The following is a 24528-nucleotide window of genomic DNA, read 5'->3' as shown; positions in this document are numbered from 1 at the left end:
CGCGTCCCGGAAGGCGATCATCGCGCATCGGCTCGGAGTCCGGCGACGAATCTAGTCGTTTACGGGGTGCCATCGACGCCGGAGGACGTGGCGTTCAGCCTGCCGACCTTGCGACGGTAGCGGCCCTGGGCGGCCTGCTCGGACTCAACGTCGAGCGCTGCGGCGATCTTCTTGAACGTCAGCAGGGGCTTGCCGGTGGTCGCGCTGATGGAGCGGGCGGCCAACAGCAGGGTGCCTTCCAGGCCATCCAGGTCGGCACGAGCGACCCGCAGCAACGCCAGAGCAGCAGCGACGTCCTCAGCTCGGTCTTCGACCTCCACGACGCGCCCTGTTGTCTTCTGCCAGCTCGGATCGGACGCGATCAGTCGACGGACTTGGTGGGCGTGGACCGCGTGCAGCAGTACGGGCACTGACGCCTCAGGAGCGCGGTCCCGGACTTCGGGTAACGCGTCGGCGTAGCGGCCAGAGAGCTGGGCGAGCAGTTCGGCCTGCCCCTTGTCCATCACGTACGGGACTGGCCAGGGCGGATGATTCGGTTTGTCAGTGTTGGTCATGTCCCTCACCTTCCTGGCACAGCACCGCGCTGACAACACAACGCTGTCAGCGCAGTGTTGCGCGCCAGGGGCGCATGGGCGCGCGTACCCCACCACGATCTGCCTCGCCCGGTCCACCACGACAGGCCACCGCACCCGCTCACGCGCCATGCGGCACGTGTACCCCTTTGCGTCGGGCAAGCCCTGCGGGCCGTGGCGGATCAGGCGTTCGCCGAGGCGACCGCCGCGCGGAACTCCTGCGTCATGAGGGTGACCGAGCCGCGCTGGACAGGCGCCTCGCCCGGCTCGCCCCACACCTTGGCGAGCGCGGCACTCATGCGTTGCTCCACTGCTGCGTCGACCACCGCCCGGAATTCCTCGGGGACGTCCCGGGTGTCCTGGACCGCGACCATCGTGCCGAAGCGGGTGCCGATCATCCCGATCGTGGTGACCTTCCAGCCGAGCTGACGGGCCGCCCTGCGCATGGCCGCCCTGATCAGTTCCACGCCGCCCAGCCCGACGGCCTCCTCATCGTCCAGATTGACCTGGTACGAGGCGCCGAACCCGCCGGCACCCTCGGGACAGGCGCGACGCAGCAACGGGACCAAGGCTTCGGCCATGGCGATGCAGCGCGGATCCTTCGCGTAGGAAGCCATCTGTGCATCGTAAAGCTGTGCAGACGGCGCGCACCGTGGTTCGGCGGGGCGCTCACTCGAAGAGGGCCGCGTCGTGCCGCGCGGGCCTGCCGGTCAGACGGGTTCCAGGAGGTCGACGACGGAAAGCCCGGTCTCGCCGTTGACGAGGTTGAGGGCGACTTCGGCCCGGGCCGCGAGGTCGAGCGGGTCGAGGTCTTCGGCGTACGCGGCGTGCAGGATGCGGTCCAGGCCCGCGCCGACCAGCGGTGCGGCGGTGCGCAGTGAAGCCTCCAGGGCCACGCCCTGGGTGGCGCCGCCGTGCAGGACGATGTTCCGCGTGCGGTACAGCCTGCGCAGCGCGATCCGGAAGGCGCCGGCGACGTCGCCCAGTACCGGGCGGGGGTTCTGGACCAGGTCGGCCATGCGCTGGGCAGCCGGCCGGTCGCTGTACTTCGTGGACGCGCCGGTGAAGTCCAGAGCGGAGGCACCGCTCGTGTGGAGGGCCTCGGCGACCAGGCGGGCGCGTACCTGATTTGTGGCGCCCGCGGTGATGGCCCGGGCGAGGTCGTCCTTCGTACGGGGTTTGTGGCGGTGCGCGAGGGCGGTGAGCTCGGCGCGGGGCCACGAGCAGGCGATGATGGCCGCCATCCGGTCGGCTGACACTGCCTTGCCGGACCGCTCGTGCTCCGCCTTGGGGTCGTCCGGGTGCATCAGTAGCGATTCGACGGCGGCCCACACGCCGGCGACGGCCGGGGCCATCGGGCCGCGGTTGACCGCGGCCGCTAGTTCCAGGGCGTCGTCGATCCGGCTGCGGGTGCCGGCGACCCGGTAGAGGTGCCCCTCGTTGACCAGGGTCAGGACATCGGCGCCCCGCGCCGGGGGATCGAGCGGGATGGGCCGCGCGTGACCGGCGACCCAGATATAGGGGAGTGGCTTGACCCCGCCGCGGTCCTTGCGCAGGAACTGGGAGCGCGCGGTCATCCGCTCCACCATCTGGCGCGCCTGCTCGGCGGCGCTGAACGGATCCAGCGCCGTGAACCGGTAGACGAACCCGCCGCCCGGCCGGATGCCCGCGGTGTCGTGGCCGTGTTCGCGCAGCCAGGCGACGACCTTGCCCTTGTCGTACCAGTGTTCAAGCGGTTCGGCGAGCTGCCGCTGGGGCACCTTCTCCAGCGCCACCAGCACCTCGTACGCGCGGACCGGCGTCCGCGCAAGCCCGGCGGCACTATCCGCTATGTCCGCCGTGGTGGCGCGCGCGTCGTAGAGATCTTTCGCCCAGGCCTTGAGGTGGCTGGCGCTGTAGCCCAGGTCAAGGAGGTGGGAGGCCACCGTGCGGGAGTACCGCTCCGGCTTGACCCGCTCCTCGACGGGAACACTGACTGCCGCCGCCCACCGCTCCAGATAGCCGACCCGGACGTGCCCGATGATCTCCTTGAGACGGCGGCGCGCGGGGCTGGGATCCGGCAGCGAGTTCTTCAGTAGACCAGTGAGCTCCTTGCGCAGGTCCCTGTCGCCGAGACCCCGGTCGGGGCCGATCAGCGCGTTGAGCTCGTTGCGCTGCCAGTCGCACGCGGTCGGCGAGAGCACCCCTTGGGCCTGCCAGGAGCCGGCCTCCCAGAGTTCCTCGAGCGCGAGCACGGAACCTATGTCCCACAGACGGCGCGCCCACGGCGTGCCTTCGTCAGTGAAGAAGTCCGACATGCGGGCCAGCACGTGCCGCGCGTAGGGATCCGAAACAGCTGGGGCTGCGACCATCGCAGCACCCTAGCCGAGGTGATCGCGCACACCGCGCGCGGCAACGATCACGTGGTATCCTCGTCCCAGACTTAAAGGGGCACCCGCCGTCTAACGGCCGCTGCCCCTTTCTTCTTGTCCGAACGGCTTCGGCCGGGGCCGCACCCGCTGGTACCGTCGCTCGTATGGACCAGAACGGACCCCAGGTACCGCCCTTCGCGCCGGAGGAATACGAGCGCGTCACAGCGGCCGCCCACCTCCTCGGCAAGTCCCCCGAGGACTTCGTCCGCGACGCGGCGCTCGCGGCCGCCGACGATCCGTTCCTCAAGGCCCTCGGCAAGACCCGCGACCGCGTTCCGCAGCTCGCCGACGTCTTTGCCACCCAGGACACCCGCGCAGCCGATACCGGCACGGCCACCTGGCCCGACCCTGCGCCCATGAGCAGCCGCGACCTGCACGAGAGCCAGCAGCACGGTCACGCCGCGTGACCCGGTTCCTCACCCCGCAAGAGCTCCTGCAGATCGCGCAGACCCTCCCGGGCGACCCGGCCTGTCTCGACCTGGGCGTCCTGGACGCCGCCTGCGCCCGGGTCCAGGCCCACTACATGGGCCGCGACGTGTACGGGAGTGACTGGCTCAATGCCGCGGCCATGCTGGAGACGATCGCGCTCCACGAGCCGCTTGAGGCGAAGAACGAGTTCTTCGCGTGGCTGGTCGCCGAGACCTTCCTCAACACCAACGGCCAGTATCTGCACTACGAGCCGGAGGAAGCCCTCACGCTCGTCATGCGCTCGAAGCACAAGGGCGCCCGGGTCCAGGAGGTCGCCGCACAGTTGCGCGCCTGGTCCTCCGGCTGAGGTCCCGCCCGGAGCCGGGTCTACCCCTTCTCGTCATCGTCGGGCACCGCGAACGTGATGGCCTGCTCGTTCTCCGCCTTTTCCGCAGCACTCAGCCGCTCGATCTTGTACTTCTCGTCCAGGACGCGGGCCTGCAGTCCCCAGGACAGCGCGCGAGCCCGCATCCCGTTGTCCCCGGTGATGACCGTGACCGGCGCAGGAGCGATTGCCTGCTGCAGGTGGCAGGCGCGGGCGACGATCTCATCGTCGTTGTTCGGCAGCCGCATGTGCCCAGGCTCGTCCCGCAGGACGTCGACGACGGTCTCCCCGTTGTTGACGACCGCCCGACCGTCGGCCTCGATCTGGGTGAGTGTCTGTTCCAGGAGTGCGAAGACTGCACGGGCCCGCTTCCGGACGCCGGTGTCGTGGGTGTCATACGACTTCTTGTCGATCTCGTCGATTACGACGTGCGGGATCATCACAGATGTGCCCGGGCCGAAGAGCCGCTGCCAGGGAATCTTGTCGAAGCGCATGTAGTGCAGCAGGTCGTTGGTGTCCAAGACCACCGTTCGTACCTGGTGACTGGTGAACCGGTCTTTCATGAGGCGCAGTTCGTTGGCCAGTTCCATGAAGTAGGTACGCAGATCTTGCAGTTCGGTGTTGATCAGGAATGTCCACCGGTCGGGGGTGAACTGGCCGTGCACGATCGCGTTGTACCGCTCGCCCCGCAGCCGCGCCGGCACAGCCTGGTCGGCGAACGCCTCCAAGAGCTCGGCTGCGGCCTGCATCGTCCACTGGTCGTACTGACGCACCACTGGAATGACTGCCCTCTCCCAGCCCTTCGCCTCGTCACTGGACCAACTCCCTACGACGGTCACGGGCCGGGGGATGTGGGGGATTGCGTTCTGGACGTCGTTGAGCCCTTGCCAGGTCAGGCTTTCCAGCAGCTTGATCGCCTGATCACAAGTGGTGCCGGGCTTCAACAGCATGCACGTGCTCCTCACGGTACGGACCGTCCGCAACATCCGAACGGAGCTGAGCTTAGGCTCCGTTCGGTGGAGACGCTCTGGATCACCGCGATGGCCGTGCTGTGGGGTGCCAGCACGGGCCTGCTTATACCGCGCGCCGCGTACCGGCTCTCCGTTCCGCCGGAGGAGCCGTGGCAAACGGACTGCCCGGTAGGGCACCCTCTCGACGGGATCGGGGGCGGGTGGCTGGGGCGGGCCCGCTGCAGCGACGGGGATACGTTCGGGCCGAGCACACCGGCCATCGCCCTGGCGATGGCCGTGGTCTGCGCCGTGCTGGCGGTGGCCACCGGCGACCATCCCGAGCTGCTTGTGTGGCTGTTGCTCGCGCCGATTGCCGTGCTGCTCGCCACCGTCGACTTCGCGGTGCACCGGCTGCCCGACGTCGTCACCCTGCCGCTCTCGGTGTCTGCGCTCGTCGGGCTCGGAGGGGCTGCGCTGTTGCCCGGTGCCGGCGGCAGTTGGCGCACCGCGCTGCTCGGCTCTCTCACGCTCGGCGCCTGTTACCTCGTGTTGTTCCTGATCAACCCCAGGGGCTTCGGCTTCGGCGATGTGAAACTCGCACCTGCGCTCGGGGCCGTCCTGGGCTGGTACGGCTGGGGGATCCTGCTGATCGGGACCTTCGTCGGGTACCTGTTCGGTGCGCTGTTCGGCGTCGGTCTCATCCTCGCGCGCCGCGCCGGGCGCAAGTCAGCGATTCCGTTCGGACCGTTCCTCCTGGCCGGAGCGTTCGTCGGGATCCTCCTGGGTTCCTGCATGTAGGTTTCAGTTCTGATGTCTCCTTCCATCCTTCGTGTCCCGGTCTGGCCCAGGGGACACGAAGGATGGACGTCCACCTGGTGCCGTCCGACCGGGGCATTCAGAGCGATCAATCAGGCGGTGGGGAGTCCCGGAAGCCGGTCGTAGGCGGGATCGCCGGGGAAGGCGATGGACTCGATGTGTTGCGGGGGGATCACGTTGCGGTAGAGGACGTCGGCGTTGGCTGGGGCGTAGCCGATGGCCTTGCCGACGAAGGTGTGCACCACCGACTTGAAGACGCTGTGCCTGGGACTAGAGAGGTCCAGGTGGGCGGTGACCAGTGCGGGCCGGCCCAGGGCACTCAGCTTTTGAGCAACGCCACCAGGGTCGTCGCAGTGCCGCCAGTAGATCGCCTCGCCGCCCCAGAAGGACAGAAGCCGCCACACCCCGTTGATGTCGTGGGAGGTAGCCTCGGCGGAGAGCGTCAGGCAGACCTGGTCCTCTCGATTGCCCAACTTCCGCCGCCCCGAAGTGACCATGCTCTGGGAGCGCAGTACCTCCCGCTCAGCGTCGGTGAGATAGCCCCTCTCATGGGCCTGGTTCAGCCGGTCATCAACCAGAGCGGCATCCAGGAGGCGCAGGCCATGAGCACGGATCGCATCGGCGTCGTGGTCGAGCAGCCTGGTGGCGTGCTGCGCCCGCAGAAGGTGGCCACGGAGTAGGTCGTGGACCTGTGACTCCCGGTCCTCCAGCTCCAGGTCGACGTACAGGTCCGGCTCGTCCAGCTCGGTTTCGTCGGCGATGGAGTAGATGAGATCTGCCAGCGGCCCGGGCCAAGAGTCACGGTTGTCCACATCCACGACCCGCCGACCGTTGACAGTGTGAGCCGGTGTCATGGCGAGTCAGTATTCCATCGTCCAGACCATCAGGCTCCGGACCGGTCCTGCTGACTCGAGGAGGATGCCGCTCTGCGGTGTCTGTTCTGATGGCTCGCGTGGCGAGGTTCCGCCTGGCTAGCCTGGCTTCGTGGCTCCCGTCGCGGGCGCCTGCACGGCGAGAGGAAGTCGATGACCGACCAGGCAACCCGGTCCCAGCCCAAGGCGGATCCCAGCACACTGAGATTGGAGTTCCGGCATGTCCACCGCCTGATCGACCCCGCCGCGGAGGGCGTCCAGACCTGGCAGATCTCCCTCCTCGCCGACGACGAGACGGTGGGCAGTCTGCGCGCTACACGCGGCCTGTACTGGAAGGCCCACAACCTCCGCCAGCGCATGGCCGACGAGCAGTCCTTCGCCGCGGTGGTGGCGGAGCAACTCCTCGATGCCGCCGGTCAATTCCGCCCAGAGTTCGAAGAGTTCGTCGACCTCCTGGGCAGCATCCTCGTGATCGACGACCTCCACATCGCCGCGCCCTGGAACGATCCCCAGGTTGTCGCCGCCCTGACATCCAGCGTCATCGACCGACTGGCGGACAACCCATTCGCCGTCGTCCTCCCTCGTGTCTCCGGTGGCACAGAGGAGGCACTCCTCACAGAGGCGGGCGTACTGCTGAGCGCCGAGGCGTTCTCCGACGAGCTGCTGATCATCGACACGTCACTCGCCGCCCCCGAGGAGTCCGCGCACCGTGTGCGCGAGCACCTGCGCTCCCGCGCCCGCTACGGCGGAGCCGACCCCTGGAGCGACGACTGGGACGAAGAAGACGATGAAGGGGACGAGGTACTCACCGCGCGCACACGCGAGATTCTGCGCCTGGCCCTTCAGGAACTGTCGGACCAGGCATGGCAGGAGGTGTCCGCGCTGGGTGACCAGCCGCTCCAGCCGGGCGCCGGCGGGCTCTTCGGCTCCCTGCCGCGAGTGACCTGGCACCAAGACCGTCTCTGGCGGCGCCAGATGGCCCGGGCCTTCGATGACCTGGCCGCCGACTGCGCGTCCACCGACGGAGTCGAACCGCGCAGCACCAGCGAGGAGATGGCACTCCACCTTGGTATCGCCCGCGCCCAGGACCTGACACGAAACCGGCCGCGGTTCGTGTCCGACGCCGTGGCGGCCCTGCCCGAAGACCGACAGGATTTCGACTGGGATGCCTGCTCCGACGTCCTTTTCCAGGACCACGACGTGCTGATGCTGTTCGACAACACCCTCGACGGCATCGAGGACCCCGACAACGGCATCCATCAGGCCATGGGCATGGTCAACCTCGCCCCGAACGAGTGGTTCGCCCCGTTCGACCAGGGCCGCGACCCCGACCGGGGCTTCCGACACTCCTGATCGCAGGGCTCGTGGGTAACGGTGCGGCGTCCAGATCGGTCACCGAGGCCGGGCCATCAGGTGAGCGGAGAGGAGGCCAAGTTGGGGCTCAACAGGCCTACGACGTCCCAATACGCAGTCAGGGGCGGCGAGCGAGCAGGACGTCGAAGCTCGCATGCTCGATCAGGACGCCCACATCGGCGTGTTCGGTCAGCAGCGCGAAAGCCCGCTCCTCGAACTCCTCCAACCGGTCTCCGAAGAGGGGACGAGAGGCGAAAGACGTTGAGTACAGGTAACCAATCACCGTCCGCGGGGTCCAGGACCGCTCGACGGGGATGGCGTGTTCCTCGACATCGGCGAAGACGGACTCAGCGAGGATCTCCCGATAGGGGCGGTCGTGCGCCGCGTAGGTCTTGTCCTTGCCCGCCCGGCGTTTGCTGCCGGTGTACTCCTGGATCAGGGTCCGCAGAGCGTCCGTCCATGCCGAGTGCGCCGTCCAGAGGCTGCCGTCTCCCATGACGACGACGGATGCGTCCTTGGCCGTGCAGCCGTCGAGCAGCGACAGCACGGCTGGCTGGTCCATCCAGTGGAAGGCACGGCAGACGGTGACCAGGTCGGCCGCCCAGTCGGCGTGAGGCGGGACGAACTCCTCGGCCGGCTTGTTGTGCAGACGAACCGTCGTGCCGGGCAGTCCGGCCAGGGCTTTGTCGGACTCCCCGAGCATGCCTGGGTCTCGTTCGACGACGTCGATCTCGGCGAAGGCCTCGTGCAGGGCGGCGGGCACTTGCCCAGTTCCCGATCCGAGGTCGAGGAGGACCGGGTGCTGCTTGCCGGCGACCGCTTGGCTGAGCAGGCGGACGGCCGCCTCGGGGATGCCGGGCCGGTAGGCGGCGTAGTAGGGGGCGGTGCCAGCAAACTCGCTCATGATGTTGTCCTTGCGATGGTGGGGGCGAGATGTTCAGAGCATGTTCCGGTTTGCGCCACTGGCCCAGCACGCGGAGTTCTTCCGTAGGTGTTGAGGGCGCTACGCTGCGGTGGGCCATGCAGTCAGGACAACGTCCAAGACCATCGCGCCCCACTCCAAATCGGCGCGCCCGCTGGCGAGCGGTACGCGGCAGCCCCAGCGAATGAAGGACAGGTCAAGGTGAGCAGGGAAGAGCCCGCGGCCAAGCGCAGGGTCGACGTCGTCGTGCTCACCATGAATGACCGGGATCGGGAATTCCGCACGGCGATGAGCTCGGTCCTCGCCCAGCAGAGCGTGGATCTGCGCATTGTGATCGTTGGGAACGGCGTGGAGCCGGACTACGTACCCGATGGCGTGCAAAGTGTCACACTCTCGACCAACACCGGTATTCCGGAGGGGCGCAATGTCGGGGCCAGGGCGCTCGCCGCTGGCGACGCCGAGTTTGTCCTGTTTTTCGACAATGACGCGATCCTTCCAGATCCTCACACCCTCACCCGGCTGATCGCCGAGTTCGACCGACACCCAGACGCCGCGTACGTGCAGCCCCGGATCGCAGACCCCGCCACCGGCGAGACGCTGGGCCGGTGGGTTCCCCGGCTGCGGTCCAGCGACGCCCGGCGTTCAGGGGTCGTCACCGTGATGGCCGAAGGGATCGTGCTCGTACGCCGGGCGGATTTCGACGCCGTGGGCGGCTGGCCTGGGCATTTCTTCCTCTTCCACGAGGGGGTGGACCTCTCGTGGAGGCTGTGGGATCTCGGTCGGGTCGGCTGGTACGCCGGTGACATCGAGGTGCACCATCCGGCGACGAACCCGGCGCGGCACGGGCCGTTCTACCGGATGGTCGCCCGTAATCGGGTGTGGGTGGCGCGGCGGCGGCTGCCTGCTGTGCTGATCCCGGTGTATCTGGCCACCTGGGTCGTGATCAGCCTGTGGCGTTTCCGTTCCTCCGGGAACCTAGGCGTCTGGTTCAGGGGTTTCGCGGAAGGCTTGCGCGGGGGGCAGGGGGAGCGCCGTCCGATGTCGTGGCGAACGGTGTGGCGGCTGACGCGGGCTGGCCGCCCACCGATCGTCTGACGTTCCTGGGCAGGGAGCTACGTCAGCTGACGGCGGTGACTCTTTCGCTCAGGTCCCGCACGGCCGGCAGGGTCTGGTGCGAGGCCATGGTGCCGACGAGATCCTGGAGCGGCCCGACGGTCCGATGCGAGCTGATCTGGTCGGTGAGGTCCATGGCCTGGTGCGCCGTGACGCAGGCCTCTTCGTGGTGTCCCTGGCGCCACTGCGCGTCGGCCTGTCGTGCGAGGTAGAGGGCATGGGTGCGCACTGCGCCGCCGTCGAAGGCCTGTGCGGCGGCCTTGAAGGTGGCTTCCGCGTCGCGCGGCCGTCCCATGGCCAGCTGAGTGGAGGCGCGTGAGCCCTGGAACTCGGCGAGGTTCATCCAGTACGCCCATGCCGGCTCGCCCTCGTCCTTGCTCTGCTCGGCGCGATGCAGGTGGCGCTCGGCGAAGTCGAGGTCGGACCAGCAGCGTTCGTCGCCGAGGTGGGAGCGGGCACGGGCCCGGCGGGCGTAGACGAGCGCTTCTACGCGGGGTGAGGCCTTGCCGCGCACCGCGCTGAGCGCCGCGGTGGCGATGGACTCGGCGTCAACGGGCCGGTCGCAGTTGTAGGCGGCGGCGGCCCAGAAGGTGAGAATGTGCGCCCCGAGAGCCGGATCGTCCGCGCTGTGCGCGGAGTGCAGGGCGGACTTGAAGATCCGGTCGTCGCATGAGCCGTGGACGTCGAAGATGGCCCAGGCGCGCATCCGTTCCAGGTCCGCCGCGGCGGCGTAGAGCCGCCTGCCGTGGTCGAGAGAGTAGCTGCGGTTCTCCAAGAGGTCGGCGACCATCGCGTTGCCCGCTTCGGCCTCGCGGATCAGGGTGCCCCCACCGTCTTCGTCGTCGGTGCGGCGCAGCGCGCTGACCTTGCGCTCGATGTGTGTGACAGCGGCCTCGCCGATCCGGCGGCCGCTGGTGATGCCACTTGCGGCCGCCGGATCGGCGGTGAGCCAGGAGAACAGGCTCGCTGTCAGGGCCGTCGAACTGAAGATGAAGGACCGGCGATGCATGTCACTCCCGACTGAGTCTCGGAGGGCGTCCAGCGCACCTCGGGGGGTCCACGGGAAGTCGCTGTACTGCTGAAGCGGGTCGAACTCGAGCCATGTGGGCCAGGGGTGGGTGTCGACGAGGCACGGGTCGATGTCGAACAGCTCGGCCAGCAGTTTCTGCGCCTCCTTCTCCGGCTCGCGGCCGTCCTCCCAGCGTAGGACCCCCGAGGGCGCGGTTCCCAGAGCCGGTTTGCGTTCAGCGCTCAATGTGCGCAGCGCGCGGGCGAGATCAGGCCGCCGCATGTTCCGGGCCTGGCGTGCGATGACTAATCGATGGATCTTCGGCACTGCGCCTCCTGTGGAACCCCTTGCGACCTCGCCTATCCGATCGACGCTAGCGGCCCGCCACCTGGGGCGGAAGAGGGCGAGACGGTGCTCCGACAGTGCTCCCTGCCGCACGCGAACGGCACTGCCGAAGCGGCTTCCGAAGCCTGGGATGCGGCGGCCAGGGTGAGACCACCCGAAGCCGCGGCAGGCACCTGCTGTCCGGCACCGACCGCCATCGTGCGGCCACGATCGGAGCACCCACCTTGTCGATCACAGATGCGGACATGGACTTCCGCACCCCGGAGTTGGACGCCCTGGCGTCGAGGGTGATCCCCGCCCAGCACTTCTTGCTGCGGACCGAGGACGCCCGCGACAGCTACTTCACCGACACCAGCACGCTGGACGCGAAGCAGTTGGCGCACGACCGGTTCCGCACCAACCCACTCGCTCTGCACGACCACCTGGTCCGGTCGCTCGACCTGCGCGGCACCGAAGAGCTGCTGGATCTGGGCTGCGGAAACGGCGAGATCCTGGCGCGAATCCGCCCCCACCTCGCCGCCGGCCACCTCGTCGGATTCGACATCGCCCCCGCCGTTCTGGACGCGGCCCGCCAGCGACTGGAGGGCGTGACCACCCCGTGCGACTTCGTCGAGGGCAGCGCCGATGACCTGAGCGCCTTCGCCACCGACAGCTTCGACCGGGTCATGGCCGTCTACATGGCCCACTACGTCACCGACCTCCAGGCCTGCTTCGCCGAAGTCCGACGCGTCCTGCGGCCGGGCGGCCGTTTCGTGCTCGCCACCGACCGGCCTGCCTCCATGATCGAAATGTGGAACGTCCACTTCGCGGCGCTGCGCGACATGGACGCCCCGCAACACCTGTTCCGCGCCACCCCGAAGGCCCGCATCTCCCTGGACAACGGCGCCGAGCAGCTCGCACCGCACTTCGCGGCGGTCGAACGCATGGACTGGCAGGACCAGCTCCAGTTCGGCAAGGCCGAGACCTTCATGGCCTTCTACCGCAGCTGCAACTACTGCTGCGCCGGCTCCAAGCCGGGGGAGGGACTGCCGCCGGCGTTCTTCACCGAGCTCGAACACCGCGTGCACGCCCGCGTCCAGGCCGCCATCGAGACGACCGGCTACTTCGCCCTCACCAAGTACACCGGCCACTTCATCTGCTCCTGACCTATCCACCTCACCTGGAGAGCTCCGTGACCTCTCAGCCGCACGATGACCTGACCGGCGCCAACGTCCTGATCACCGGCGGAGCCGGATTCATCGGCACCGCTGTGCGCACCACCCTGAGCCGCGCCGGTGCACGCCCGGTCCTGCTGGACGACCTGAGCGCCTACGGGCCCACGACCCTCACACTGCTGGGCACCGGGCCCACCGACCCGGATCTGACCGTCGGCGACATCAACGACGAGGCCCTCGTCCGCCGCCTGGTCGCCGACGCCGACTACGTCGTGCACGCTGCCGCCCATTCCTCCGTTCACGGCTGCACCACCGACCCGCAGACCGCCGTCCGCTCCAACCTCACCGGAACCGACACCCTGCTGCGCGCCGTGGCCAGCGCCTGCCACGTGCGCCGCTTCGTCCTGCTGTCCACCGCGCAGGTCTACGGCCACGGCGCCCCGCACACCCCCCGCCCCGAACAGCCCGGCTTCTTCACCGAGGACCAGCCACTGGACCCCCTGAACATCTACGCCAACTCCAAACTGTGGGCCGAAGGGCACACCCGCCAGCTCCTGGGCATGGCCGAGCGCGACTTCACCGTCCTGCGCCCGTTCAGCGTCTACGGGCCCGGACAAGTCCCCAAGCAGGGCGCTGCCTCGTGGGTGGTGGCCCAGTTCACCATGTACGCGGCCCTGGGCCACCAGGTCCTGCTCAACAACGGCGGCCGCCAGGTCCGCGACTTCATCCACCGCGACGACGTCGCCGACGCGATCACACTCAGCCTCACCACCCCCGCAGCGTCCGGCCAGACCCTCAACCTCGGCACCGGTACCCAGACCTCCGTCCGCCAGGTCGCCGAGCACGTTGCCCGGCACTTTCCCGACGCTGAGATCGTCGACGCCCCTCGCGTCGCCCAGGACCCGCTCGGCGCCTGCGCCGACACCACCCTCATGCGCACCGTCCTGGACTGGAGCCCCTCGGTGGCCCTCGCGGACGGCATCGACGCCTACGTGCACTGGGTGCGCACCACCCCGAACGCCATCCCCGACTGGATGCGCGCCGAGACCAGCGCCAGCCGCATCAACGCCTGGCGCGCCCCCACCCCCCTGTGACCCGCCGGTCGCCTGCCCTGGAGGAACCTAGTGAAGAAGCTGCGTACCGCGGTCGTCGGCCTGGGCTGGGCGGGCACCGTCCACGCCCGCACGATGGCCGCCCAGCCGGGCATCGAGCTGGTCGCCGTGGCCGACCTCGACCCCGCCAAGCACACCGCGTTTCCCGCCGTGCCCGCCTTCACCGGCCTGGAAGCGCTGGGGCATCTGGACCTGGACTACTGCGTCATCGCCACCCCGAGCGCGACCCACGAGCACTACGCTCTGGCGCTCGCGGCCGCCGGAGTACCCGCGCTGATCGAGAAGCCGCTCGCCCCCACCGGCGCGGCCGCCCGGCGCATCAGCGAGGCCTTCACCCGCGCCGGGATCTTCGCGGCCGTCGGGCACACCGAACGCCACCAGGCCCCCCTTGCCGAACTCGCCCGGCTCCTGCACGGCGGCGACTTCGGGGAGCTCTGGCAGCTCACCACACGCCGCCAGGGGCCCTACTCCGGGCGCATTCTGGATGTCGGCGTCGCCCTCGACCTGCTGGTCCACGACGTTGACCTGGTCTCCTGGCTCGCCGGAGCGCCCATCAAGTCGGTCACCGCCGCCACCCGTGTTCTGGCCGGCCCCTACGAGGACACGGCCACCGCCACCACGGTCCTGCAAGGCGGGATACTCGCCCACCACCACGCGGACTGGATCACCCCGTTCAAACACCGCACGGTCCAGGTCCACACCACGGCGGGGGTGCTGACCGCCGACACCGTCGCCGGCACCCTCACCCACCACCCCAACACCGCTGCCCCGGCCCGCGCCGGCGGCTTTGCGGGCGTACGTCCGGGCGAGGCCCGCTCAATCGCGCTGCCCGAGCGGGAGGCACCGTTCACGGTCCAGCACCAGCTGATGCGCGACGCACTGCTCGGCGCTGGTTCGCGCGGCCTGGTGTCCCTCGCCGAGGGCGCGGCCGCCGTCGCCGCGACCGAGGCCCTTCTGACGGCGGCGGCCACCGGCCACTCCACCTCGGTGTCCGCCCCCGCTCTTGTCTGACCCCACCCTCACCCCACCCCCGGAAAGGAGAGCCTCGTGCACGTACAACCGGGGCACTCGTTACGCGACTTGGCTGCTGCCCGCACACCGCCAGACCAGCAGATCATGGACGCCGCCACCCTCGACTGGATCGCCGCCACCCCACCCCCGGCCGTCGACACCCCGGCCCTCGTGGCAGACGACGTCCTGCTGCTGAGTCCCGACCCATCGTGGTTCACCACCGGGGACCGGGCCGACGGCCTGCACGGCATCGGCCACGGTGCCCGTACCTGCGTGCTCGCCTTCCTCCTCGCCCGCGCCCACGGCCTCGACCAGCAGCACACCGCCGCCCTGTGCACCGCGGCCGCCGTCCATGACTGCCGCCGGCACAACGACCGAACCGACCCCGAACACGGCCGACGCGCAGCCAGCTGGTTCACCGAACACGCCGAGACGGTCCTGCACACGCTCGGGCAGGACGTCCCCGCCGCACTCCGCGCGAAGGCCGCCTCGGCAATCGCCGTGCACAACGTCCCCTACGACGCCTTCGGACCCGGAGAACACGCCGCCTACGAGCGGGCCCCGCACCTGACCGACCTGCTCAAGGCCGCGGACTCCCTGGACCGCTACCGCCTCCCCTTACGCCGGTGGTGGCCCGACCCCACCCGCCTGCGCGTCGCCATCCCGGCCTGGCTGTTCCCGTTCGCGCATGGCCTGGTCGTTCACAGCGAGCGGGCCCGCCTCCACGGCGCCTCACACCACGACGCGCTCACCGACGCCCTGACCACCCTCACCCGCTAGAGGAAGGAGACCCTGTGCACGCCGCCCCCGACTGGGACCAGGTCCACACCAACTTCGCCGACCGCACCGCTCCGCCCGGCCCGTACGGCACCGCCGAGAGTCCCGACGACTGGCTCACCACCCACCGCCAGACGCCGAACGGGCACCTACTGGACGTCAGCGGCAACGCCATGCTCGCCTCGCTCACCAGCGGCCGGCCCCTGCACCTGATGCACACCACGCTCGCCCTGGACGCCATCCGCGCCACCGGCGAGCTGCACGGCGCCGCCGGGTGCCTGGTCGGAGCCCTGTACTGCGCCCCGCTCACCCCGACCGCCAGCGGCCTGCGCCCGCACAACCTCGGCGCGTACCTGTTACAGACCAAGGCCGACACGAGGACCCTCGTCCTCGACATCCGCCCCGAACATCCCGCACCCGCCAAGGGCCTGAACTACCTCCGCCTCGGCGGCATCCACCTGGACACCTACCGCAACCACCGCAGCTTCCTGTCCGCCCCTGAGGACCACCACCTGCGCCAGGCTGCCGTGCGGCGTGTCCGCGAGACAGCCGGATTCCTCGACCTGCTGCTGGCCGACGCCCGCGGCGTGCGCACCACCTCGCCGACCGCCTTCTTCCACCAGCTGGCAGCGGCCGTCCCACGCTTCCCGTTCCTTGGCTACCTCTACTTCGAGGTGCTCTCCGAATACCTCTGCCTGCACTCCACCAGCGCGCAGACCAAGGCCTACGCGGCAGCAGGCGAGATGAACAACCACCTCTACAAACAGCTCGCCTTCGCCGCGGTCGACACCATGGGACGCCTCTTCGACCTCGCCCTGTTCAACCCCGACCACGCCCAGCTGACAGAGCTGATCGGCCGCATCGAGCCAGGACTCGCCCTCGGCGCCCCCGCCTACACCCGGCTCCGTCTGCCGCACCTGTTCGCCTGCGCCGCACTCGGCCCCGGCCAGGAAGCGGGCACCGTGTCCTTCAAGGACGCGGCCGCCGACTTCGACTCCCTCACCACGGCGGCCCCGCACCTGGCCGGACAGCTGGTCTTCCGCGAGATGCGGACCCTGCCCCGCTACCCCGCCCTCTTCCCGGTGTTCGAGCAGGCCAAGGCCACATCGGTGTACGACTACTGGAATCGCGAGGAGATCGCTGCGCCCTTCAACGGGGTGCTGCCCAAGGGCGAGATCGGCTTCAACCTCGCCTTCCCCCGCGCCACGGTGACCGCATGGGTGGCCGAGACCTGCGAGCGCGGCCTGCTCCACCCCACCGAGCAGCTCGACCTCCTGCCCGTCCCGCGCCTGGCCGACCTACGCGGCACCGCTCTGGGCCGGGCCGCCTTCCCGGCCCCGGCCAGCCACACCAACAGCCCCATCCGCGTGCCGGCGTCGGACTCCGCGGCCTCCACCGCGTAGCGCCTGCATCGTCCCGCCCATCTCCCAGAAGGAGCACCCTGTGCGCATCGTCCTGCTCGGCGGCGCCGGCTACATCGGCACCGTCGCCACCCGCCACCTCACCGGCCTCGGCCACCACGTCACGGTCGTCGACGGACTGATCTACCAACGCGGCGACGACCCCCGCCGCCTCCTGCCGACCGCCAGCACCTTCGTCCACGCCGACCTGCGCGACCCGGACGCCCTGCGCCAGGCGGCCAAAGGCGCCGACGCCGTCGTCCACCTCGGCGGCCTGGTCGGCGAGCCCGCCTGCGCCCTCGACGAGACCCTGGCTGTCGAACTCAACTACGCCTCTCCGGTCCTGGCCGCCAAGGCGGCCCGCGCGGCCGGGGTGGAGCACTACGTCTTCTTCTCCTCGTGCAGCGTCTACGGCAGCCACGCCGGCACCGTCGACGAGGACACCGTCCCCAACCCGCTCGGGATCTACGCCCGCACCAAGGTCCTCGCCGAACGCACCCTCACCGACACGATGAACGGCCACGCCCTGACCGTGCTGCGCCTGGCCACCGTGCACGGCCGCTCCCCACGCCAGCGCCTGGACTCCGTCGCCAACCGCATGACCGCCCAGGCCATCGCCACCGGCCGGATCCCGCTCAACGGCGGCGGCCAGCGCCGCCCGCTCGTCCACGTCGGCGACGTCGCCGACGTCCTCGCCCAGACCCTCACCACCCCGGACGGTCACCGGATCTTCAACGTGGGCGCGGACCGCGAGAACTACACCATCGCCGAGATCGCGGCCGCCGTGAAGCAGGTCGTGCCCGGGACCCACATCGACACAGGGCCTGAACGCGACGAGGCCGACGCCCGCGACTACCGCACCTCCTTCGCCCGCCTCGCCTCCGCCTTCCCCGGCGCCTGCCCCACCACCCTGACCCACGGCGTCCGCGAAGTCGCCGACGCCGTGGCGTCCAAAGAACTCGACGACCCCGACCTGCCCGAGTACGACAACCTGGCCGGCCTGAAGAACTCCCTGGCCGAAGACCGGATCCGCCCCCTGGGCAGCGACGAATGCACCCGTCTGCACGCCGCCTACACCCACGCCACCTGGAGCGAGCGATGACCCACGCAACCACCCCCGCACCGGCCGCCACCGGCCCGATCCCCTGGAACCGGCCACTGATCGGCGAGGCCGAAATCGCCGAGGTTGTCGACACGCTCGAGTCCGGGTGGCTGACCCACGGACCCAAGGCCACCCGCCTCGAGCATGCTGTGCGCGAGCGCCTCGGAGTAGAAGACGCCTTCGCGGTCACCTCCTGCACCGCCGCCCTCCACCTCGCCTTCCTCGCCAGCGGCATCAGCGCCGGCGACGAGGTGATAACCCCCAGCCTCACCTTCTGCGCCGCCCCCAACGCACTGCTACAGGTCGGCGCCCGCCCGGTCTTCGTCGACGTCGACCCCCTCACGCTCAACATCACCCCCGAGGCGGCCGAAGCCGCGATCACCCCACGCACCAGGGCAATCACCGTGATGCACTACGGCGGCCACATGTGCGACATGCGGGCCTTCCGCGAACTCGCCGACCGGCACGGCCTGCTGCTCATTGAGGACGCCGCCCACGCCCTGCACGCCCGCCGCGACGGCCTGCACGCCGGAAGCGCCGCAGACTTGGCGACGTTCAGCCTCTACGCCAACAAGGTCGCCGCCGCCGGAGAAGGCGGTCTGCTCGCCGGCCGCGGCGACCTGGTCCACAAGGCCCGCCTGCTCGGGCGGCACGGCATCGACTCCTCCGCCTGGCAGCGGCACGGCAAGCACAACACCGCCGACTACGAGGTCACCGTCCCCGGCCTGAAGTACGTCATGTCCGACCTCACCGCCGCCCTCGCCGTCGTGCAGTACGGACGGCTGGCCGAGTTCACCGCGCGCCGAGCTGCCATCGCCGCTGCCTACACCAAGGCCTTCGCCGGGCTGCCCGGTCTGATCACGCCCACCGTGCTGCCCGGCACCGAGCACGGTTGGTTCCTGTACGCCGTTCTCATCGACCCTCACGTCGCACCCATCGACCGCGACCAGACAACGGCCGCACTCCTGGACCGCCACCAGATCTCCACCAGCGTGCACTTCAAGCCCGTGCACATGCTGGGTCCCTACCGGGACCCGATCCAACGGCCGCTTCCGGTCACCGAGACCGCGGCCGCCCGGCAACTGTCCCTGCCGTGCTACTCGGCGATGACCGACGAACACGTCGACCGCGTCATCAACGCAGTCCGCGACCTGTGGCTGTGCCAGGCGGGCGCGCACCGTACGCCCGGGGAAAACACCACTGGCTGAGAGGGCGCTCTGGCGGTGCCCCTCGCAGGACTCCCGCCGACGCATTGGTCTTGTCCTTGCCCGCCCGGCGTTCGCTGCCGGTGTCCTGGATCAGGGACCACAGAGCGTCCGTCCATGCCGAGTGCGCCGTCCCGGCGCGGCAGGCCGGGACAACCCGGTCCGACTGAGCCGTGATCTCCGTACGCAGGACCGACGGCAGCGATCGCCGCTCTGAGGCCCTGGTGGCGGACGGTCAGCCGGACTGGGGCGGGTCGACGGCGAACTCGTAGGCCACTTCCCAGCTGCGGTCAGGGACGACGATGTCGGCGGTTTCCACGGCGCGGCCGTCGCTGGCGAAGTACGTCCGCTCGATCGCCAGGACCAGGTCGCCGGCGTTGAGACCGAGCAAGTCGGCCTGCTCGGGGGTAGCGCGGGCGGGCCGCGGGATCTCCAGCCAGGTTTCGATGTCGACGCCGATGGAGCGCATCCGCTCGACCACGCCCTTGCCGGCGAGGGGCCCATCTCGGGAAGAAGGATGGGTGTGTCGCCGGTGATGGCCATGGGCTCCCAACTGACGGAGAACTGGGCGGGCTTGCCGTCGGCGAGGAACTCGTACGCCGTGCGCACGGTCGGGTCACCGGGCTCGATGCCAAGGCGCCGGGCGATGCGCTCCGGGGCGGGCGTGCGGGCCTCGGAGGCCGATTCCCAGGTTCCGTTGCTGCCGACCTCGTACATGTCGGCGCGGAAGGGGCTGCCGCCGCGGCGTTCGCGGTGCCGGGAGCGGATCATCCGGCGCCGCTCGCGTGGCGGGGCCACGTAGGTTCCTGACCCCGCACGGCCCTCGAGGAGCCCTTCGACAATGAGGCGCTCCATGGCCTTCTGCAGCACGTTGGGGCCCACGCCGTAGTGCTGGGCGAGCTGTGCGCGGGAGGGCAGCCTCGCGCCCACCTCCCACTCGCCCTGCGCGAGTCGACGCCGCAGGTCGCTTGCGACCACCTGGTGCGGCGGCGGCTCGGCGTTGCCCATGCGCGGACTCCGTACTGGTCGGCGGCTGTTCTCGGTGCCGGTTCACGGCTCTCGATTGACAAGTTAATGCATCAGGTTCAAGCTAATGCATCAGATATACGTTACGTGATCACGCGTGTACAGGGGAGATCCGTGAGCTCGCCGACGACCAGGGCCACCGCGATCGCCTCCATGCTCAGCACCGCGCTCGGCATACCTCTGGACGACGACGATCCCGAGGCCGTCCGGACCGAAGCCACCGATACCGGTCTCCGTATCTCGGCACCGGTCCCCGCCGCGCTCAGCGAAGCGGTCCACGTCCACGTGCTCGCCTTCCTGACGCGAACCGCCGACCGCTTCGGACACCTCCAGCACGACGGCGCTTCCGTCATCTGGGCCGAGATCGAGACGGCCGGCGCCGGAAGGGAAGCCCCGTGAGCTTCCCCGCCTACACGGCGATCCGCCTCCGTCAGCTGCATCGCGCCGAACGATCACCTCGAAGGCTCTGGAGCTGACGGCATGACCCATCCGACACCCATCACTGCCGGCCCGCCCCGCACACCGGGGGCGGACGCCCCGGCCGGTGCGGACGTCGTGCTGTACACGACCAGCATCAACTCCCGGATCGCCGTTCAGACGCTCGCGACCCTGCGCAACTTCGCCGAACAACAGGGGTGGACCGTCACGCACGAGGCATACGACCTGGCACCCCTGCACATCCCGGCCCGACAGCGCACCGGTTGGCGCACCGTCGAACGGCTCCTGGCCACCGGCGAGGCAGCCGGCCTGGTCGTACCGGCCGAGCACGAGGTAGCCACCACCCCTGCAGAGCAGCGAGAACTTCGCGAGTGGCTGCTGAGCCTCCTGGCGTTCGCCGCCTACCCCCACGCCGGACACCACGAAACGCTCCCGCCCGTCACCGAGGCCTCCGGCGGCCCGGAGGCCGTCCTCACCGTGCCCGTGGATCGGGAATGGTCCCGTTCCTACGCCATGGCCCCGGCGAGCCTGCGCCAACTCCGAGACCATGCCCGCATGTTCCTTACGCTGCTGGGATGGCCCGGTGACATCGCCACCGCGATCGAGGTGCTGTCCCGGCTCGCGCACAACGCCGTCGTGCACGCCCAGCCCGACGACAAGGCGCCGGCGCGCATGGCCGTACGCCTGGCCGTGACCGAGGACGATGCGCTGGTGATCGACGTGCAGGACCCGCGCCCGGACGTCCCGCTCAGCGACGCCGCCCGCGCTGGCGAGAAGGGAAGAGGGCTGAAGTACGCACGCCTCCTGGGCGCGAGGCTCAGCTGCTTCATGTCCGAGGACGCCCGCTTCAAGACGGTCCGGGCTCAGCTGCTGCCGGGCGAGGTGTCACTGTGACCCGCTCGCAGTCCTCCATCGATGCGGCAGGACATGAAACCGGCAGCCCAAACGGAGTGCGCCTGTCGCCCGAGCAGTGGGACCACTGGTACCAGACCGGCTGGCCCACCATGGTCAGCCACAAGGAAGCCCAGCTCTTCTACAACCACGTCGCCCCGAGCCCCGGAAGGTCAGCCGTGGACCTCGCGTGCGGCAACGGCCAGTGGACTCGGCAGCTCGCCGCCTGGGGGCTGAATACACAGGGCTTCGACTTCTCCGCCGAAGCCCTCCGCCAGGCCGCAGCGGCCGGGGCGCCCGACGTTACGTACGCGTACTGGGATATCGACGGCGATCCCATTCACCACAACCTGCGTCCGGGCAGCGTCGACCTCGTGACTTGCCGCTACGCGCTCCCGTATCTCCAGTACGAGCGGCTGCTGACGGACGTCGGACGCTGGCTGCCTCCCTCCGGCACCTTCTACGCGCTCGTGTACGTCGACCAGCCCGGCGTAAGCAGGAAGCCGGACGCCGATCCCTTCCACCGTGGCTTCACCGAAGACGAGATCCAGGCTCTGAGTTCCGGATGGGCATTCCGCCGGACGTACTCGCTGAGCCGGAGCCAGAAGGCGGTTGTACTGCGCGGTTACAGCTGAGCACGCCCCTGCCGTCCGGCCAGCGGTACGCGGGAAACTAGCTCCCGGCGCCGGGCCACGCCCCTTCCCCCGAGGGCGGACCCGGCGCCGGGTCTTGCCACAGGCCAAAGCAGAGTTCAGCGGCGGACGTGGATACGGACCTGGACAGTTCCGCCAGTGGCGGCCGCCGCGGCTCCGAGTCCGATCACGGGTGCTAGGTAGTCGCTGTTGCCGCTGAGAGGGAGCACGATGACGGCGATGATCGTGCCTAGCACGGATAACGCGCTGATCCAGGTGAGCGCCTTCGCCATGGTCGATGAAGGCGCCGAGGGGCTACGGTCGGTCTGAGTCACGGGGATGCACTCCTCCAGTTCCGGGGTTCTTCTGTGACCCGGGGAGAAGCCGGCCGGACCGGCGTGACGGGCTGTCCAGCCCGGCTCCCCTCGGGAGATCGTGTGGTGCAGTTCGGACCGGTGCGCGCGCCGGCATTTCTCCGATCGAAGCCGGGCGCGCTGCGCGCCAACACCCCCTTCGGGCGGCGGACTCCGCTAACGCCGTTAAAGATCGTTAAGCGGGCGTGAACCTTGTGAACGGTGCACGCGATGCGCGAGAACCCGCGATCCGTGTACGTGAAGTGATCGAAGCACCTGGTGCTGCGCGAGCAGAGGCCTCTGCCGTAAGTGGGGTGAAGTGGGGAGCAGCCCGCCGGAGCCCCGGATTGGGGTGCTTTACACCTTCGCTCCCCAGCCCCGGAAGTCCGGTACGCCCCGCTTAGTGGATCTGGGCTGCGCTCATGGAAGTGGGGCGAAGTGGGGGACCACTGCCCCTTGACGCGTCGGGTCGGTGTGTCGAGCTGGAGATGCTCGAAGCGCAGACCTGCACCTTCTTCTCCGAGGACGTCGTAAACAGTGTTCCTTTTACGAGGGATGGCGGGTTATGGTCGCGCTCTGCGAGATCTTGTACGGAGGTGCCCCGGATGGAGAACGCCGCGCCCGCGCGCCGAGGTCGTCCTCCGGGTATCCGGACTGACGAGGGGGAGCTGACGAGCCGCCAGGCGGCGATCGTCCGCTGTATCACGGAGGCGGTCCGCCGACAGGGCTACCCGCCGTCGATGCGGGAGATTGGCCAGGTCGTGCATCTCGCGAGTACATCCTCGGTCGCCCACCAGCTGATGGCGCTGGAACGCAAGGGTGTCCTCTACCGTGATCCGCACCGTCCCCGTGCCTACCGGGTGCGGCCCTCGTGGGCGCCCGATCTGGGAGACCGGAGCGAGGCGCCCGTCGACGTGCCGCTCGTCGGTCGGATCGCCGCCGGCGCACCCCTGCTCGCCACGGAGATGGTCGAGGACGTCTACTCCCTGCCCCGCCAGGTCGTGGGCGACGGCGACCTGTTCGCCCTCACTGTGTCCGGCGACTCCATGATTGACGCGGCGATCTGCGACGGCGACATCGTCACCGTCAAGCGGCAGGACAGCGCCGACCACGGAGACATCGTCGCCGCGCTTCTGGACGACGAGGCCACCGTGAAGTTCCTGAAGCGACAGGACGGACAGGTGTGGCTGATGCCGCGCAACCCGTCCTTCGAGCCGATCCCCGGCGACGACGTACGCATCCTCGGCAAGGTCGTCGGCGTCCTGCGGCTTCTCGGAGCAGAAATCCCTTGGAGAAGAGCCGGTGGGTCATGCCAGGCTGACTCCTACTGAAGGGGCGTAGCTCAGCTGGCCAGAGCGCCGGTCTCCAAAACCGGATGCCGCAGGTTCGAGTCCTGCCGCCCCTGCGAGACGAAGTCGGTGTGAGACCAGCGGGTTTCACCTCGCCGGTCTCACACCGATCCCGACAGAGCTGATGATCTGTAGGCGGCTCCCTCAAAGTGGACCGCACCCTCGGACACCCCGGAGACCGCGTGAGTGAGAGCAGCGCCCACCCCCTCGGCTTCGAGCCGCCCATCCCCCATCTCATAAGCGGCGCGGACGCAGAGGAACTCACAATCAACCTGGGGTTGGGGCTCGTCGCCCGGAAGGCCGCGGAGGCCGAGTACATCCTGCACGGGATCTACGTGCACCTCGTCGAAGCGGAGAAGGCCTATAGCGAACTGGCAGTCGCCACCGGCGGCGCGCTCGTACAGCAATGCCGAAAGAAGCTGGAAGCGGTCACCCTTTCCACTTCGTGCAAGACGTCACTCGCCGAAGCCCTGGACGCTGCGGAGGAAGGATTCCGCCTACGGAACCGCTACCTGCACGGCTACTGGATCTACGACGACGAGTCCTACCAGTGGCTCACCTTGAAGGGAGCCCACCGCAGTGACCGTCCCGAGATCACTTTCATCAACAGCAGCGAAGTGTGGGAATTGGCCGAGCGCTTCCAGAAGCTCTGCTTCAGCCTGCTTCACTGGGACACCGCCCACTTCGGCGAGCCAGCCGACGACGAGGACGGCCACCAGGGCCTGGTCTCGCGCAAGCAGATCTGACGCTAGGCCCGATACGGCTGGACGATCAGTTCGTGGGACGGACGATTGGACTGCTGGATGGCGACTCTGCGTTTTGTAGGTCCGGACGATATCGATGACATCTGGGGGGGCAGCAGCCCGCTGATCAGCCTTCAGCGGCACACGCTCACGATTCGACGCCACTCCGCACCTGCTAG

General features: G+C 69.3%; 25 protein-coding genes, 1 tRNA gene and 1 pseudogene. 18 read left to right on the top strand and 9 right to left on the bottom strand.

Features of this window, described 5'->3' with window-relative positions:
* Positions 1 to 59: 59 nt before the first annotated feature.
* The 3 genes from QQM72_RS27790 to QQM72_RS27780 all read right to left on the bottom strand — a co-directional run bounded on the left by QQM72_RS27790 (position 60) and on the right by QQM72_RS27780 (position 2923).
* Complete coding sequence (locus tag QQM72_RS27790) at positions 60 to 554, bottom strand: hypothetical protein (RefSeq protein ID WP_314223577.1); 495 nt, start codon at positions 552 to 554, stop codon at positions 60 to 62.
* Between the two features lie 200 nt (positions 555 to 754).
* Positions 755 to 1189 carry a hypothetical protein gene (locus QQM72_RS27785; protein WP_314223576.1) on the bottom strand — a complete coding sequence of 145 codons (435 nt, stop codon included), beginning with the start codon at positions 1187 to 1189 and terminating at the stop codon, positions 755 to 757.
* 93 nt (positions 1190 to 1282) lie between these two features.
* Positions 1283 to 2923: a hypothetical protein gene (locus tag QQM72_RS27780; protein ID WP_314223575.1), complete on the bottom strand. Its 1641-nt coding sequence runs from the start codon at positions 2921 to 2923 to the stop codon at positions 1283 to 1285.
* A 164-nt stretch (positions 2924 to 3087) separates the two neighbouring features.
* Between QQM72_RS27780 and QQM72_RS27775 the strand changes: the two genes are divergently transcribed.
* Together QQM72_RS27775 and QQM72_RS27770 are read left to right on the top strand one after the other, a co-directional pair.
* Positions 3088 to 3390: a hypothetical protein gene (locus tag QQM72_RS27775; RefSeq protein ID WP_314223574.1), complete on the top strand. Its 303-nt coding sequence runs from the start codon at positions 3088 to 3090 to the stop codon at positions 3388 to 3390.
* Positions 3387 to 3758, top strand: coding sequence for a fic family toxin-antitoxin system, toxin component (locus tag QQM72_RS27770; protein ID WP_314223573.1), 372 nt, complete (start codon positions 3387 to 3389; stop codon positions 3756 to 3758). The genes QQM72_RS27775 and QQM72_RS27770 overlap by 4 nt, the downstream gene beginning before the upstream one ends.
* 20 nt (positions 3759 to 3778) lie before the next feature.
* Here the strand turns inward: QQM72_RS27770 and QQM72_RS27765 are convergent, their stop codons facing one another.
* The gene (locus QQM72_RS27765) at positions 3779 to 4726 is read right to left on the bottom strand and encodes a PIN domain-containing protein (protein ID WP_314223572.1); all 948 of its coding nucleotides are present in this window, start codon (positions 4724 to 4726) and stop codon (positions 3779 to 3781) included.
* A 90-nt stretch (positions 4727 to 4816) separates the two neighbouring features.
* Here QQM72_RS27765 and QQM72_RS27760 point away from each other — a divergent pair, with 90 nt between their 5' ends.
* Positions 4817 to 5524 carry a prepilin peptidase gene (locus tag QQM72_RS27760; protein WP_314223698.1) on the top strand — a complete coding sequence of 236 codons (708 nt, stop codon included), beginning with the start codon at positions 4817 to 4819 and terminating at the stop codon, positions 5522 to 5524.
* Between the two features lie 110 nt (positions 5525 to 5634).
* On the opposite strand, the gene QQM72_RS27755 is transcribed toward QQM72_RS27760, so the two are convergent.
* On the bottom strand, positions 5635 to 6396 hold the full coding sequence (locus tag QQM72_RS27755; RefSeq protein WP_314223571.1) for a hypothetical protein: 762 nt from the start codon (positions 6394 to 6396) through the stop codon (positions 5635 to 5637).
* 171 nt (positions 6397 to 6567) lie between these two features.
* On the opposite strand from QQM72_RS27755, the gene QQM72_RS27750 reads away from it, so the two are divergent.
* Entirely contained in the window at positions 6568 to 7767 is a 1200-nt protein-coding gene (locus QQM72_RS27750) for a hypothetical protein (RefSeq protein WP_314223570.1), read from the top strand.
* 118 nt (positions 7768 to 7885) lie between these two features.
* Here QQM72_RS27750 and QQM72_RS27745 read toward each other — a convergent pair whose 3' ends face one another.
* Positions 7886 to 8671 carry a class I SAM-dependent methyltransferase gene (locus QQM72_RS27745; RefSeq protein WP_314223569.1) on the bottom strand — a complete coding sequence of 262 codons (786 nt, stop codon included), beginning with the start codon at positions 8669 to 8671 and terminating at the stop codon, positions 7886 to 7888.
* Positions 8672 to 8944: 273 nt separating this feature from the next.
* Here QQM72_RS27745 and QQM72_RS27740 point away from each other — a divergent pair, with 273 nt between their 5' ends.
* Positions 8945 to 9784 carry a glycosyltransferase gene (locus QQM72_RS27740; RefSeq protein WP_399078929.1) on the top strand — a complete coding sequence of 280 codons (840 nt, stop codon included), beginning with the start codon at positions 8945 to 8947 and terminating at the stop codon, positions 9782 to 9784.
* A 22-nt stretch (positions 9785 to 9806) separates the two neighbouring features.
* Here the strand turns inward: QQM72_RS27740 and QQM72_RS27735 are convergent, their stop codons facing one another.
* The gene (locus QQM72_RS27735; RefSeq protein WP_314223567.1) at positions 9807 to 11138 is read right to left on the bottom strand and encodes a helix-turn-helix domain-containing protein; all 1332 of its coding nucleotides are present in this window, start codon (positions 11136 to 11138) and stop codon (positions 9807 to 9809) included.
* 242 nt (positions 11139 to 11380) lie between these two features.
* On the opposite strand from QQM72_RS27735, the gene QQM72_RS27730 reads away from it, so the two are divergent.
* The 7 genes from QQM72_RS27730 to QQM72_RS27700 are packed head-to-tail and all read left to right on the top strand — an operon-like array spanning position 11381 to position 18920.
* Positions 11381 to 12301, top strand: coding sequence for a class I SAM-dependent methyltransferase (locus tag QQM72_RS27730; protein ID WP_314223566.1), 921 nt, complete (start codon positions 11381 to 11383; stop codon positions 12299 to 12301).
* Positions 12302 to 12327: 26 nt separating this feature from the next.
* Positions 12328 to 13404: an NAD-dependent epimerase/dehydratase family protein gene (locus tag QQM72_RS27725; protein WP_314223565.1), complete on the top strand. Its 1077-nt coding sequence runs from the start codon at positions 12328 to 12330 to the stop codon at positions 13402 to 13404.
* 30 nt (positions 13405 to 13434) lie between these two features.
* On the top strand, positions 13435 to 14433 hold the full coding sequence (locus tag QQM72_RS27720; protein ID WP_314223564.1) for a Gfo/Idh/MocA family protein: 999 nt from the start codon (positions 13435 to 13437) through the stop codon (positions 14431 to 14433).
* Positions 14434 to 14469: 36 nt separating this feature from the next.
* Positions 14470 to 15213, top strand: a complete 744-nt coding sequence (locus tag QQM72_RS27715) for a hypothetical protein (protein WP_314223563.1) — start codon at positions 14470 to 14472, stop codon at positions 15211 to 15213.
* 14 nt (positions 15214 to 15227) lie between these two features.
* Complete coding sequence (locus tag QQM72_RS27710) at positions 15228 to 16613, top strand: hypothetical protein (protein WP_314223562.1); 1386 nt, start codon at positions 15228 to 15230, stop codon at positions 16611 to 16613.
* 40 nt (positions 16614 to 16653) lie between these two features.
* Positions 16654 to 17712 (top strand): NAD-dependent epimerase/dehydratase family protein, encoded by a 1059-nt coding sequence (locus QQM72_RS27705; protein WP_314223561.1) that lies wholly within the window; start codon positions 16654 to 16656, stop codon positions 17710 to 17712.
* The gene (locus tag QQM72_RS27700; protein WP_314223560.1) at positions 17709 to 18920 is read left to right on the top strand and encodes a DegT/DnrJ/EryC1/StrS family aminotransferase; all 1212 of its coding nucleotides are present in this window, start codon (positions 17709 to 17711) and stop codon (positions 18918 to 18920) included. The genes QQM72_RS27705 and QQM72_RS27700 overlap by 4 nt, the downstream gene beginning before the upstream one ends.
* 232 nt (positions 18921 to 19152) lie before the next feature.
* On the opposite strand, the pseudogene QQM72_RS27695 reads toward QQM72_RS27700, so the two are convergent.
* Positions 19153 to 19925: pseudogene (locus tag QQM72_RS27695) on the bottom strand (GntR family transcriptional regulator).
* A gap of 132 nt (positions 19926 to 20057) precedes the next feature.
* On the opposite strand from QQM72_RS27695, the gene QQM72_RS27690 reads away from it, so the two are divergent.
* From QQM72_RS27690 to QQM72_RS27680, 3 genes are all read left to right on the top strand, one after another.
* Positions 20058 to 20342 carry a hypothetical protein gene (locus tag QQM72_RS27690; protein ID WP_314223559.1) on the top strand — a complete coding sequence of 95 codons (285 nt, stop codon included), beginning with the start codon at positions 20058 to 20060 and terminating at the stop codon, positions 20340 to 20342.
* Between the two features lie 81 nt (positions 20343 to 20423).
* Entirely contained in the window at positions 20424 to 21275 is an 852-nt protein-coding gene (locus QQM72_RS27685; protein WP_314223558.1) for an ATP-binding protein, read from the top strand.
* Positions 21272 to 21907, top strand: a complete 636-nt coding sequence (locus QQM72_RS27680) for a class I SAM-dependent methyltransferase (RefSeq protein WP_314223557.1) — start codon at positions 21272 to 21274, stop codon at positions 21905 to 21907. Before QQM72_RS27685 ends, QQM72_RS27680 begins: the two co-directional genes overlap by 4 nt.
* 116 nt (positions 21908 to 22023) lie before the next feature.
* Here the strand turns inward: QQM72_RS27680 and QQM72_RS27675 are convergent, their stop codons facing one another.
* Positions 22024 to 22239: a hypothetical protein gene (locus tag QQM72_RS27675; protein WP_314223556.1), complete on the bottom strand. Its 216-nt coding sequence runs from the start codon at positions 22237 to 22239 to the stop codon at positions 22024 to 22026.
* 623 nt (positions 22240 to 22862) lie between these two features.
* On the opposite strand from QQM72_RS27675, the gene lexA reads away from it, so the two are divergent.
* The 3 genes from lexA (at position 22863) to QQM72_RS27660 (ending at position 24352) form a co-directional block, all read left to right on the top strand.
* Complete coding sequence (lexA, locus tag QQM72_RS27670) at positions 22863 to 23588, top strand: transcriptional repressor LexA (RefSeq protein WP_314223555.1); 726 nt, start codon at positions 22863 to 22865, stop codon at positions 23586 to 23588.
* Positions 23589 to 23662, top strand: a tRNA-Trp gene (locus QQM72_RS27665). It begins immediately after the preceding gene.
* A gap of 126 nt (positions 23663 to 23788) precedes the next feature.
* Positions 23789 to 24352 (top strand): hypothetical protein, encoded by a 564-nt coding sequence (locus QQM72_RS27660; protein ID WP_314223554.1) that lies wholly within the window; start codon positions 23789 to 23791, stop codon positions 24350 to 24352.
* Positions 24353 to 24528 lie beyond the last annotated feature (176 nt).

It is taken from the genome of Streptomyces zaehneri, from assembly GCF_032248645.1.
GTDB classification, from domain to species: Bacteria; Actinomycetota; Actinomycetes; order Streptomycetales; family Streptomycetaceae; genus Streptomyces; species Streptomyces coriariae.
The sequence above is the reverse complement of the archived record's forward strand: the minus strand, read 5'-3'. Positions and strand labels throughout refer to the sequence as shown.